This is a genomic window from Vibrio sp. OPT20, from assembly GCF_963889365.1.
GTDB lineage: Bacteria > Pseudomonadota > Gammaproteobacteria > Enterobacterales > Vibrionaceae > Vibrio > Vibrio splendidus.
In genome coordinates this window covers 782,471-795,815 of the sequence record NZ_CAWPOA010000058.1, presented here as the reverse complement: position 1 = coordinate 795,815, position 13,345 = coordinate 782,471, and the positions used below count along the sequence as shown (strand labels likewise).

Annotated in this window: 11 protein-coding genes; 3 read left to right on the top strand and 8 right to left on the bottom strand. The window is 44.9% G+C overall.

Features of this window, described 5'->3' with window-relative positions; all coding sequences use genetic code 11:
• Positions 1 to 6: 6 nt before the first annotated feature.
• From AACR09_RS15580 to AACR09_RS15565, 4 genes are all read right to left on the bottom strand, one after another.
• Positions 7 to 738 carry a response regulator transcription factor gene (locus tag AACR09_RS15580; RefSeq protein WP_193835382.1) on the bottom strand — a complete coding sequence of 244 codons (732 nt, stop codon included), beginning with the start codon at positions 736 to 738 and terminating at the stop codon, positions 7 to 9.
• 82 nt (positions 739 to 820) lie between these two features.
• The gene (locus AACR09_RS15575) at positions 821 to 1,501 is read right to left on the bottom strand and encodes a spondin domain-containing protein (RefSeq protein ID WP_102455263.1); all 681 of its coding nucleotides are present in this window, start codon (positions 1,499 to 1,501) and stop codon (positions 821 to 823) included.
• Positions 1,502 to 1,510: 9 nt separating this feature from the next.
• A complete protein-coding gene (locus AACR09_RS15570) occupies positions 1,511 to 2,194 on the bottom strand; it encodes a spondin domain-containing protein (RefSeq protein ID WP_017078307.1) in 684 nt (227 codons plus the stop codon).
• A gap of 387 nt (positions 2,195 to 2,581) precedes the next feature.
• A complete protein-coding gene (locus AACR09_RS15565) occupies positions 2,582 to 2,923 on the bottom strand; it encodes a YggL 50S ribosome-binding family protein (protein ID WP_004731398.1) in 342 nt (113 codons plus the stop codon).
• Positions 2,924 to 3,177: 254 nt separating this feature from the next.
• Here AACR09_RS15565 and AACR09_RS15560 point away from each other — a divergent pair, with 254 nt between their 5' ends.
• The gene (locus AACR09_RS15560) at positions 3,178 to 5,205 is read left to right on the top strand and encodes a PhoX family protein (RefSeq protein ID WP_193835350.1); all 2,028 of its coding nucleotides are present in this window, start codon (positions 3,178 to 3,180) and stop codon (positions 5,203 to 5,205) included.
• Between the two features lie 259 nt (positions 5,206 to 5,464).
• Here AACR09_RS15560 and AACR09_RS15555 read toward each other — a convergent pair whose 3' ends face one another.
• The 3 genes from AACR09_RS15555 to AACR09_RS15545 all read right to left on the bottom strand — a co-directional run bounded on the left by AACR09_RS15555 (position 5,465) and on the right by AACR09_RS15545 (position 8,674).
• The gene (locus AACR09_RS15555) at positions 5,465 to 6,085 is read right to left on the bottom strand and encodes a LysE family translocator (protein ID WP_004731394.1); all 621 of its coding nucleotides are present in this window, start codon (positions 6,083 to 6,085) and stop codon (positions 5,465 to 5,467) included.
• A gap of 136 nt (positions 6,086 to 6,221) precedes the next feature.
• On the bottom strand, positions 6,222 to 7,508 hold the full coding sequence (locus AACR09_RS15550) for a DEAD/DEAH box helicase (protein ID WP_017078304.1): 1,287 nt from the start codon (positions 7,506 to 7,508) through the stop codon (positions 6,222 to 6,224).
• Between the two features lie 182 nt (positions 7,509 to 7,690).
• Positions 7,691 to 8,674, bottom strand: coding sequence for a CobW family GTP-binding protein (locus AACR09_RS15545; protein ID WP_017082085.1), 984 nt, complete (start codon positions 8,672 to 8,674; stop codon positions 7,691 to 7,693).
• Between the two features lie 541 nt (positions 8,675 to 9,215).
• Here AACR09_RS15545 and clcA point away from each other — a divergent pair.
• The gene (clcA, locus tag AACR09_RS15540; RefSeq protein WP_193835349.1) at positions 9,216 to 10,622 is read left to right on the top strand and encodes a H(+)/Cl(-) exchange transporter ClcA; all 1,407 of its coding nucleotides are present in this window, start codon (positions 9,216 to 9,218) and stop codon (positions 10,620 to 10,622) included.
• A gap of 367 nt (positions 10,623 to 10,989) precedes the next feature.
• Positions 10,990 to 11,937, top strand: coding sequence for a TDT family transporter (locus tag AACR09_RS15535; protein WP_102492179.1), 948 nt, complete (start codon positions 10,990 to 10,992; stop codon positions 11,935 to 11,937).
• Between the two features lie 157 nt (positions 11,938 to 12,094).
• Here AACR09_RS15535 and hmpA read toward each other — a convergent pair whose 3' ends face one another.
• Entirely contained in the window at positions 12,095 to 13,291 is a 1,197-nt protein-coding gene (hmpA, locus tag AACR09_RS15530; protein WP_017078299.1) for an NO-inducible flavohemoprotein, read from the bottom strand.
• Positions 13,292 to 13,345: the final 54 nt, after the last annotated feature.

The following is a 13,345-nucleotide window of genomic DNA, read 5'->3' as shown; positions in this document are numbered from 1 at the left end:
ATAGACCTAAGCTTTTGACTCAAACTTATAGCCAACACCCCAAACGGTTTTAATGAAATCATCATCACTATTGGGCATCGCAAGCTTGGTTCTTAGACGGTTGACCGTGCTACACACAGTATGGTGATAGCCAGAGTGATGAGTATTCCAAACGTGATCGAGCAGCTCGTCTTTGCTATACACACGTCCCGGGCGGGTTGCTAAGAAGTGAAGTAAGGTAAACTCGGTAGCAGTAAGCGGTACATCTCGGTTATTGAGTGAAACCTGATGGCGTTCAGGTTGGATAATGAGTCCACCAAAATTCATAACCGATTCTGTTGTCATAGCCTCTTGAGTGACTGATTCAACATGGTTTAAACGGCGAAGTACGTTCCTCACTCTTGCTTGAAACTCGAGAACGCTGAAAGGTTTCGTTATGTAGTCATCAACACCGGCTTCTAAACCTGACACCTTATCTAGCTCAGCATCCCTTGCGGTTAGCATGAGTACCGGCGTCCAATCTTCTTGCTGACGTAACATTCGACAAAAATCGAGTCCATCTCCGTCAGGCAAGCCACGATCCAGTACGATTAAATCGAAATAACCATCTTTATAGAGCGCCTGAGCCTTTTCAATCACATTAGTTCTTATTACGTCATGGCCTTGGAACTTAAGATGCATCTGCACCAGTTCAGCTAGGTCATCATCGTCTTCAACCAACAATATGTTTGCCATCAAATTTACCGCAGCACTATTCATGATCCCTGCTCTATTCGGAGTCTGCCTACCTTTCAATTGACCGGAACAGAGCAGGAATTCTTTCATCGTACTTTCAACCCTATTACTCAGTTCGAGTAATGGTGATTCTTGCTCCTGGGTTGAGGAAACGATGGTTAGCACTTAAAGCAGACGTCGTAAGGCCGTCATCTTGGCTGATTACACCAGAGTGGAAACTCACTACATCGGTGTCGTCTCGTGTGGTATTAAAACCCTCACCACCGCCCGCAGGTCCCGGAATCGTTGCAGCAAGCTCGTCGTTCAATTCCGTTCCTGAATCCCAAACATTCATGTTCATCACAAAGGTATCACCCACCGCTAATGACTTGAGTGACAAACCGGATTCACCAACAAACGCATCATTGGTGTTCACCAACATGGAAGCAACTGAGATATACCCTTCTTGATTTGGGTCAACACGAATAGACACCGTGTCTTGCTCACCTGAAAGAATCAGCCCATTGCCTGAGATGCCTTGATAAACATTGGCGTCATTGTCACTGAGCGCAAGCAATTGTGCATTACTGCCTCCTTCCGCCAAGTATTCCAGATCGACAGAGGCGCTTTGCCCAACTTCAAACAGATTGAAGCTATTATTGTGAGTCAATACCGCGAGGGGTGACATAGGTTGATTGGGGGTGAGGTTAGTCACACTGACATCATAGCGATAGTAATCGTCGTCATCGTCCGGACAACCTGCTAACACAGCTACTGATGCAGCGATAAATAGAATTCTAGCTTTCATACATCCCCCTTACTTCACAACAATGGTGATAGTAGCTACAGGGTTTAACCAACGATGACTACTGCTATCGAGGTCACTGATGCCGCCAGCTGCGTTACTATCACCAATGTTGCCCGGATGAATATGAACCTTAGCGTTTGATACCGCAGTTTCTACACCTGTACCACCAGCTCCAAAGGTAATAAATGGAGGGTTTGGCATGCTGCCAGCCAACTCATCATTCGCTTCAGTGCCTGCGTCATAGCCATTTAGAGTCGCTTTGTAGGTGCCCGCTTGAGTTGGGATTTTCCAACTGTCTAAGCCAACAAAACCGTCGTTGGTTGGCAGCAGCATGGCACCCAATGACAAGTAAGCTAAATCACCAGTGTCGATATCAAACGTAGTTGCGACGCCCGGATTAAGAATACCGGTAGCTGGGTTTTCAACCACCACACCACCCGCGTTTGCAATCAAACTCGATAGACCTGAAATATCGCCACCTTCGGCCATCGATTCCAATTCCGCAGAAGCACTCTCACCCGTTCTAAACATGAACAAGCTGGAGTCATGAGCGGCTGCCAAGATAGGCGTAAAGTAGATCCCTTTTGTTGCGTTGGTAACGGTCACCTCAAGCTCTGCAGCCTGAACCTGAGCCGCTCCGAGGGTCAACATAGCCGAGCTGATCACTAAGCTGATTTGAGTACGTTTGTTCATTTTGATTCCATCCTTTATCGAGTCCTATCGTTGCCAACAAAACGAATAACAGCGATATACCGTTACCTTTGCCAGAACGAACTGTGGTGTTGTTGACTCTAAGAATGGCGATCAAATCTATCAGCAACTTCATTGAATTCTCATAAAACTCTCACAAGTTTATTCAAACTTCTTACTATCCAGAGATATAGATCTAAGAGACTGGTATATAAATAGAAACTCTCGTTCTAGAAATGAGAGTTACACAAGAAATCATGGTTCAAGAATAGCGCAGACCAAACGCAAAAAGGCCCAATCGATATACCGACTGGGCCTTTCACTGATGTATAAAGCTTATCTCAGGAAAGCTCTATTCGCTTCCAACTGAGTTCGCCGAACAACACCAATTTAGAATGCGTAGTTTGCGTCAACAAGTTCGCTTACTTCAACTTTGCTTACTTCTGCGCGAGCTTCAAGCCACTGCGCCACTTGCAGTTGCTCTGCTTCTGTCACTGAACGGTAGCGCTCAATAGAACATAAGAAACCTTCGAACAGCTCTAAACCACCGCCACCAAAGCACAGGCCGATGCTGTCGATAAAATCGATAAATTCATCGATGAACACATCGTATTGGTCAAAATCAGCAATCGAAGTCGTGCAGCTTACTTCAAAACCTAGAATAGCGAATTCACCTAGGTATAACTTCTTGCGTAGGCGGCGATTTTTGTTTTCGATTTTATCTAATTTCATAACTGTCTCTCTTTTCGTTTGATAAAGCATTTATACACAGTTCTTCGTTAATTCCCAAGAGTTTTGTATTGCACGAGAGGCTTAGCAGCAAAAATCGTGCTACAGAAACAAAACCTTAATCAAAACTAAAAAAATCTGTCACTTAACTGCTTCACGATTGCTCACACATCTGCCCAACTTATTAACCAATTCATTAGTAAGTGGGTAAGTCATAAATAACAAATAATAAAGTCAGCCAACAGGAAGCAGTCCCGATGAGCAAGGAAACATTTGATAGCACTCGTTTTAACAAGAGTAACAACAAGCCTTTCGAAGAAGTTCTAGATGCGAACCTTTCAAGAAGAAACGTTCTTAAAGGCGGTTTAGGCATCAGTGCAATGACCGCATTTGGCGCGTTTGGTTTAGCGGGTCACAGCACGGCTAACGCTGCGACAATGCAAGCAACGGGCGCACAAAAAAGCACTGCAACACTTGCATTCGAATCGGTTAAAGGATCATTGACAGACAGTGTCGTTGTGCCAAAAGGCTATACAGCACAGGTATTAGTTCCTTGGGGTACTCCACTTAACAAGCAAGGCAAGGCTTGGTTAAAAGACGGCACCAACAATGCACAAGATCAAGCTAACTCACTGGGCATGCACCACGACGGTATGCACTTCTTCCCGCTTAATGGCAACAGCAACGACGGTTTGTTGGTGATCAACCACGAATACATCGACCAAAAAGCGCTGCACGCCAACGGCCCAACATACAACGAAGGCGCTCGCCCTAGCCTTGATGAAGTACGTAAAGAGATCAACGCGCACGGCGTGAGTGTTGTTCGAGTGAAACTTGAAGGCAACCAATGGGTGATGGTCGATAACGATCCACTGAACCGCCGCTACACCGGCGCAACAGTGATGGATCTATCTGGCCCTGTTGCTCACAGTGAATTTACCAAAACCAAGTTCTCACAAGACGGCAGCCAAGCTCGTGGCACGTTGAACAACTGTGGTAATGGCTACACGCCATGGGGCACTTACCTAACGTGTGAAGAAAACTGGCCGGGTTATTTCGTGAACAAAGGCGAGACAACGCCAGCACAAGAGCGTATTGGTATCGCAACCGACAAAACACGTTACGGTTGGGACACACTTTCAGGTAACAAACAAGAACGCTTAGACGAGTTTGCACGCTTTGACGTAACACCAACAGGTGAGTCAGCAATGGACGATTACCGTAACGAAGCACACGGTCACGGCTACATTGTTGAAATCGACCCATACACAGCAAACTCTCGCGCTAAGAAACGTTCTGCACTGGGTTGTTTCCGTCACGAAGGCTGTACGTTTGGTAAGTTGACTGAAGGCGAGCCGATCGTATTCTACTCTGGTCACGATTCGCGCTTTGAATACCTGTACAAATTCGTTTCTGAAGAGAAATGGGACCCGCGTGATGCAGAGCCGAGCAATCGCCTAAGTGCGGGTGACAAGTACATGGACAAAGGCACACTGTATGTGGCTAAGTTCAACGATGATGGTTCAGGCACTTGGCTACCACTGACTCTGAGCAGTAAGACCACAAACGGCGGTAAGTTAGGTGATTCATTTGATTCTCAAGCAGCGCTTATCATCAATACAGCAGGCGCTGCCGACCTTGTTGGTGCAACGCCAATGGATCGCCCTGAATGGTGCTCTGTTGACCCAATGACAGGCACGGCTTACCTAACGCTGACTAATAACAACAAGCGTAAAGAAGCGAACTCTGCAAACCCTCGCGTAGACAACAAGTTCGGTCATGTTATCCGTTGGGATGAAGGAAAAACGGCAGGCGACTTCGATTGGGATATCTTCGTATTTGGCTCTCCAGCAGTGGAAGACAAGACTATTAACCGCTCAGGTCTAACAGACATGAACCAATTCGCGAGTCCTGACGGCTTAGCGTTTGATGCTCGTGGCATCTTGTGGATTCAGACAGATAACGGCGCAGACGAAGTCACTGGCTACACCAATGACCAAATGCTGGCAGTGGTTCCATCTCAGTTAACGGATGACAACGGCAACAGCGCGGTAATTGATGCAAACAACCAAGCACAACTTAAACGCTTCTTTGTTGGTCCAAACGGATGTGAAGTAACTGGCTTTACCATCAGCCCAGATTTCAAATCACTGTTTGTGAACATTCAACACCCAGCAAACTGGCCATCTTCAGAAGATGCAACGGCACAAACTCAAGGCAATGTTCGCCCAAGAGCATCTACCGTTGTGATTCGCCGTGAAGACGGCGGTGAAATCGCGGTTTAATAAGCAAATCTAGCTAAGATCAGAAAAGATCAGCAACCTTACTGTTATCTAGTTTCTGTTCGCTAGCTAAGTAAAATCAAAAAGAGCGATAAGGCCAAACGCCCTATCGCTCTTTTTATATTCTATACGCTCTTTGACTCAACTAATGGTCTGCGGCTTTGTAAACTGCTCTTCACTCCAAACCAAATCACGCACCGTCATCCTCGAGAAGGAGGAACGACTGAGTCGATGATCTCTGCTCGTTGTAGGCTAACCAGAATTAGCTAACGAACAACCACACACCAACGCCCATCATTAACGTACCTGCAATGCGGTTCATCAACTTAACGTTATCGGCTTTACCAAGCATATGTTTTAGGCTCTTACCACCTGTCGCATACAAGGTCATGCAGACAAACTCAGAAACCAGAATAATAGACACTAAAATCAACAACTGCGGTGCTAAGTCTTTATTACTGTTAATAAAAGGAGGCAATAACGAAATCATGAATGCCCAACCTTTCGGATTCGCAATCGCTGTCACGAAGCCTTGCACCACCAAATCCCAATCATTACTGACTTTTGTTGTTTGGTTGTCAGTACTAATCGCCAATTTGCCTCTTGAGCGCCACATCTGGACGCCTAAATAGAACAAATAAGCTGCACCAACAAATTTGAAACCCGTAAATAACCATGGGTAATTCAACATGATAGATGCAATACCCAATACCGCAGCAATAGAAACCACCGCAACACCAGCCAATTCACCGATCATCATCCATAATGTACGCTTGTATCCAACACTCATTCCTAGCGTCAAAGCCAAGGTCATACACATACCGGGCGTAATTGACACAAAGAAAAATGTGGGAATAAAAGCCCAAAGTAGTGCGCTATCCATATTATTACCTTATCGACTTATTTTTATTTAAGTGTTTAGCTTGTTGAGCTGTCTTTCTAAGGAGCTACCTTATATTTAGCGACACAACGAAAAAGAGCCACAATACAGTGGCTCTTTTCCATTACCAACCGTAATTTTACTTACGACGGTTTTTAATTCGCTTCATCATAGTCAAACGACGTTCAGCGCTTGCTTGATCTTGAGGTTCTTCGTTCGCGTTGTTCTTACGACCCTGACGGTTTTTGTACGCCGATTTAGTGTTCAGCTTCTCGATGTAAGCATCACGTTTCTTCGGTTCATAACCCGGTTGTTCAACACGACGAATACGTTGTTGAATCAGTGTTTCAACTTGAACAACAGTCAACTCTTCTTCGCGGTTAACGAAAGAAATCGCATGACCTTGTTTACCAGCGCGACCTGTACGGCCAATACGGTGAACGTAATCTTCCGCTAGGAAAGGCATGTCGTAGTTAATTACATGTGGTAAGTCTTCGATATCAAGACCACGAGCTGCAACGTCGGTTGCTACCATCACACGTGCTCTGCCTTCTTTGAAGTCATCCAAAGCACGACGACGAGCGCTTTGTGCTTTATCACCGTGACAAAGTACCGCTTTAATGCCGTCTAATTTAAGCTCTTTAACGACGTCATTCGCTGTTTCTTTGTAGTTCACGAACACAAGCACTTGGCGCCAGTTTTTACGGCCAATCAGCTCAGAAAGCAGTTCTGTTTTACGCTCTTGATCCACAGGGTAAACCACGTGACCAACAGTAGCAGCCGTTGAGTTTTCGCGCTCAACACTGATACGTTTTGGTTTACGTAGAATATCAACAGACAGTTGGTTTAACTGAGTAGAAGTCGTTGCTGAGAACATCATGATTTGCGGCGATGTTTCTACATCCAACATGATCTTACGAACGGCATTGATAAAGCCCATATCAAGGATACGGTCAGCTTCATCGAATACTAGAAATTCTAGGTTTGCGATAGACACGTTACCCGCTTCTAAGTGTTCTTCCAAACGGCCAGGTGTTGCAACCAAAATATCCACACCCAGTTCTAATTGACGAACTTGTGAAGACATTTTGTTACCACCGTAAACCGCTGAAACGCTTAGTTCAGTGTATTTAACGTAGTCTTTAATGTTTTGAGCGATCTGCGCAGCGAGCTCTCGAGTTGGAGCAAGAATAAGGCCGCGAGCCGTTCCTCTAGACGCCTTTTTACCGCTGTTCAAAAGGTGCTGAATAACAGGCAATGAAAATGCCGCTGTTTTACCCGTACCGGTTTGAGCAGTAGCAAAAATATCATGGCCTTTACGAGCCATTGGAATCGCCTTTTGTTGAATTGGAGTGAGTTTTTCATAACCACACTCAGTCAACGCTTTGACTAATTCAGGAGCAAAACCTTGAGAGGAAAATGACATTGTTACGGGTTCCTTAAGCAGACAGCCTACATTCTTATTTCAGCCGAGCACTATAAAGTAATTAGAGTGATTTATCTCACATTTATCGTGATATAACGCAAACTTTCTCATTTAATCTGGTGTTTACCCCACCTTCAACGAAGTAAACACCGAGATCATCAGTTCAAACAGTAAAAATGGCGCTATTTGATGCCACACAGCTTGAGTAGAATCTGCTCGAGATCGTCCCAAGGCATTAACTGCGAGTCGATCACTTCAAGACGAGACTCAAAGCCATCAAGGGAAATTTCATTCACGGACACCACTTGATTCGCCACATTGAATGCGTAGCAACCTTGGTCAGTATTCACCACGGCTTTTACACGTTCAGCCGTTAGATCCGACAACATTGAGAATAGCGCATCGAAGTCGAACTTATGCTCTGCACCAAATAGCCAACCGCAACTGAAATAACCCTGTCCTTTATTCTCTTTACGGATGAACGCTTCACCGGGAGGAAGTTGGAATTGAGGCTCTTGTTCAGCGTGATCGTGATGGTGCGCTTCAATATGAGAGGAAGCACTGCCGTATACTCTTTCAATGTCCAACACTTCCAATGGCACTTCACCATCGTGAATTAGCTTATGGAAGACTTTTGCTGGCGTTTGATCCGTCACCCAATCATTGAACACATCGATGTCTTCAGAATGAACAAGGTCAACCTTAGTACCAAGAATCACATCTGCACTGTCCAGTTGATCATTGAAATTCTGATTCGACGTGTACTTTTCATTGGATAGGTTTCGTGGGTCAACCAAGCCAAGCGTCGCTTTTAAATCAACATAAGGTGTGTATTGCTCTGAAGTTAGTGTCGCAATAACCTGTTTAGGGTGACCAAGCCCAGTTGGCTCAATCAATAAACGGTCCGGCTTTTGGCGCAGTAAGGCATTAATACCTACCGACATAGGCACACCTGCAGTACAACACATGCAGCCACCCGGTACTTCTTTAATTAAAGCACCTTGGTCTGTCATTAATGCGCCATCAATGCCGATTTCGCCAAACTCATTAACCAGGACAGCCCAGTTTTCATTCTCAGGTTTATTTTTGAGCAGGTTCAAAATAGCTGTCGTTTTGCCAACACCCAAGAAACCCGTAATTATGTTTGTAGGAACTTTTTTGGTCATATCAGTTCTCCTTTTTAAGGGAGTATATACACAATCACGAAGAAATTGACCCCAATCGCTTGTTTATACGGAGAATGATTTAAGCCAGAAGTTGTATGAGTGTCACTAGAAAGGGGGTAACGATGAAAAATGAATGCTCCAGACGAACTAAAGGCGTACTTACTCAGTACGCCTCACCCTCGTTACTCAATCGTGAGTTCGCGAATCAGGAAGCCTTAAATATCGACCTGAACATTTAACGAGGAACTAAAACTTTTTTTCTGAATCCATCCAAATTGTGTGTAAAACCTCACTTCTCCTTGCGGTTCGTTATTTTGCTTTACGATTTAACTATGGTTCATTTTTGGGGATATTCAAGCCACCACCAGAGAATCGATCAAAATTGTGACGGCGATTCCACAATTGCCCATAGATTCCATTTATGTAACACGTACATTCCATAAATGAAATTCAACTTTTCATCTTTGCTGCTATAGGATATGCAGAGGACGCGTATAATTTATGACAACCCCGCCTTAACCCATTCAGGAGCCTTATCTCAATGACCAGAAGAGAGAAAATTAAGCAATCCTTATTAGCCAAAATGCCAAGGGATGCTATTAATCAATTTCTCTCAAGAGATAAGACACCCGCTTCCGTTCTCTTTCTTTCTTGTATTGTAGGTGTACTTGCTGGCGTAGTGGGTACCTATTTCGAAGTCGCGGTTCATTTCATCACAGAAACTCGTACCGATTGGCTTAAAGATGAAATCGGTAGCTATTTACCCCTTTGGCTGGCCGCTTTCCTTATTAGTGCTGCATTTGCCTTTATTGGTTACTTCCTCGTTCACCGCTTTGCTCCAGAGGCTGCAGGCTCAGGCATCCCCGAAATTGAAGGTGCTATGGACGGTATGCGCCCTGTTCGATGGTGGAGAGTATTGCCAGTAAAATTCTTTGGCGGTATGGGCGCATTAGGCTCTGGTATGGTTTTAGGTCGAGAAGGACCAACCGTTCAAATGGGCGGCAGTATTGGTCGCATGGTCACCGATATCTTTCGAGTTAAAGATGACGATACTCGCCACTCACTATTAGCTTCGGGTGCCGCAGGTGGTTTAGCCGCCGCATTCAATGCACCACTGGCTGGCATCATGTTTGTAGTCGAGGAGATGAGACCACAGTTTCGCTACTCACTCATATCAATTAAAGCCGTCATCATCTCCGCGGTTTCAGCCAACATCGTTTTTCGATCAATCAACGGACAATCTGCCGTTATCACTATGCCTCAATACCAACCGCCTGAACTGGATGCTCTGTGGTTATTCTTGTTGTTAGGCGTGTTGTTCGGCCTGTTTGGTGTGATTTTCAATAAGCTGATTACACTTTCGCAAGACCTGTTTGTGGCAATACACAAGAATGACCGTAAACGCTACTTAATGACAGGTTCCCTGCTGGGCGGTTGCTTTGGCTTATTGCTGCTCTATATACCCGAGTTGACTGGCGGTGGTATTGGTATCATCCCGAACATCACGAATGGCAACTACAACGCAAACGTGCTGCTGTTAATCTTCTTAGGGCGCGTGCTCACCACGCTACTTTGTTTCGGCTCTGGTGCACCGGGTGGTATCTTTGCACCAATGCTTGCCCTAGGAACACTCTTTGGTTACGCGTTTGGGCTTATCGCGGCTGCATTCTTTCCTGAACTGAACATAGAGCCGGGTATGTTTGCGATTGCCGGCATGGGCGCCTTATTTGCCGCCACCGTGCGAGCGCCTATCACTGGCATACTGTTGGTTATTGAAATGACCAATAACTACTACCTCATCTTACCGTTGATCATCACCTGCTTAGGCGCGGTAATCATTGCTCAGATGTTAGGTGGTCAGCCAATTTACAGCCAACTACTTAACCGTACGCTGAAAAACGAGAAACTAAGACAGCAAGATCTCCCTCAGCAAGAGGAAGTTCGTTAATTACATTGAAAACTTCAGTTCAAATGTGGGACTTAAACGTAACTCGTTAAGTTCCACTAATACATGAGCAAACCAAGCTCGGTATTTATAAATCACTCAAAAAAATAAAGCACACTTTCCTCGTGCTTAATGTCCCGATTTCGTATCAAAATCAAAAAAGCAAACGTTAAACTTGCTATCATCCACTCAAAATTATTTGAGTGTCCTTAACATCTATTGAGGACGCAGCTGAGCGCTCACTCTAGAGCAAAAATTCTATAATTGACTCATATTATATAAACAGCTCACATTCTATATAACTCATATCCTATAAATAACTAGTTGGAGAAAGGCGTTGAACTGGAGAAGGTTAACCCAAGTAAAAAATGTGCCGCCATCTCAGGCGTCTTTGGCACTTGGCGTTATTGGACTAGGACAAGCTTGGGCATTATATCTGCCTGGGGTTGGTGAGATCATTCGCCCTTACCTTGCTGCATTTGGCGCACTGTTATTGCTACCCGTTTTACTTCGTTATCTCACCAGCTTTAATACTTTCATCAATGACATTCGTCATCCGCTTAGTGGAAGCTTGATGGCACCAATGAGCATGGCGTTATTGATTCTATGCGACTATTTAGCCGAAATCTCTCCAGTCATTGCTTACCCAGTCTGGTTCTGCGCGTTGTTATTGCATTTTACCATGATGGTGTTGTTCTTTAGTTTCCAGATCATCAACTTCAAAATGTCGAACATTGTACCGAGTTGGTTTCTGTATCCGGTGGGGTTAATCAGCAGTTCCTTAGCAGGTTCACAATTTGGGCACACCGTTTTTTCAGAAACACTTGCGGCCACTTGTATCGGTATCTATTTCCTAATGCTGCCAGTGGTGTTGTACCGCTTGGTATTCGAAGGAAACCTGCCACGCCGAGCAAGACCAACCTTAGCCATCATGGCAGCACCTGTGAACCTGTCTTTAGCGGCTTACTTGGTTAACTTCGACGACCCAGACCCGATTCTAACAGGCGCGTTGGCTGGCATTGCTATCACCATGACACTATTGATCTACTTGTGTTACATACGATTGATGCGTCTGAAATTCCAACCTTCAATTGCTGCCGTCACTTTCCCTTCCGTGATCAGCGCTATTGCCATGCATCGTCTAACTACGTTTTTCGGCGCGGAATACCCACAATGGTATTGGCTGCACAAGTTTGGTTTCTTCGAGTTAACCATCGCGACCATCCTAGTGATTTGGGTTGCAGGTGGTTACGTGAAAATGTACTGGCCTGAGTTTTTTGATACTGACTACATGTCTAAAAAGGTCAAACGTTCTTAGACCTAAGCTAGAAGAGCTTAGTTTGCTCGATCGAATTCTCCAATATTCGATATGTCAGACAGCAGAACCAAACAAAAAAAGGCCTCACAATGTGAGACCTTTGAATAGGCAAGGTGTTAATAGTTCAGGCGAGTGTTAATAGAACTGGCGAGAGCTATTAGAAGTTAGCGTGAGGGCCAAATACTTCGTAGTGTACGCGTGAGCGATCTACTTTGAGTGCGTCTAATTGCTCTACGATGTTCTTCATGAAACCAACAGGTCCACAGATGTAGAAATCGCTCTCTTCAAAGCCTTTAGTATCGGAGATAGACGCTAGATCCATTTGACCTTGATGTGTGTTCTCACATGCAGACTCGTCTTTGTTCATGTACCACGTTTTCGCTTCCCAACCTTTGTCGGCAACAATGTCTTTAACACGAGTCGTGAAAGAGTGTTGGCCTACGTTTTCACAAGCGTGAAGGTAAAGAACCGGTTCGTTTTTCTGCTCGTTGTTCAAGAACTCAAGCATAGACTGCATTGGCGTTACACCCACACCTGCAGAGATGAGCGTTACTGGCTTGCTGCGCTCTTGATACATAAAGTCACCTGCTGGTGCATATAGGCTAACTTCATCGCCGATAGCAACGGTATCGTGCATGTGGTTAGAAACAACACCTTGCGTTTCTTGACCTTGGCCTTCACGCTTCACAGAGATACGGTAGTATTTTCCGTTCGGCTTGTCTGACAGTGAATACTGACGAATTTCGCTGTATTGTGCGCCTTCAGGTTTCACTTCAATGCCGATGTATTGACCTGGTGTGTAATCCAAAACCTCACCGCCATCTTTTGGCTGTAAGATAAAGCTTGTTACGAGTGCTGACTCTTCAATCTTGTCTGCAATTACGAATGCACGTGCTGCTTCCCAGCCACCAACAGCCTGCTTGCGCTGTAGATAAAGTTCAGCTTCACGGTCGATGAATACTTGCGCTAAGAATAGGTAAGCGGCAGTCCATGCTTCTTCCACTTCTGGAGTAAATGCCTCAGTAGCTAATTCACGTAGTGTTTCAATCAGGTGCAAACCAACAATTTGGTAGTGCTCTGGTTGAATGTTAAAGCTTGTGTGTTTCTGTGCAATACGTTCAACCGCGGTGGTTAACGCTGCTAGGTTTTCAATGTTTTTAGCATAAGCCGCGATAGCTTCAAACAGTGCCACACCTTGGCGACCTGTTCTTTGGTGAGTCATATTGAAGATATCTTTCAATTCAGGGTTATGCGTGAACATACGTTGATAGAAGTGTTGAGTTAAAGCAGGGCCTGCGCTTTCTAAAAGAGGAATCGTCGATTTGATGATGTTGATATGTAGATTGTTTAGCATTGATTTACTCCGAACACTTAGTCTTTTGACCACTTGAGTCAAATTGACTAGTTT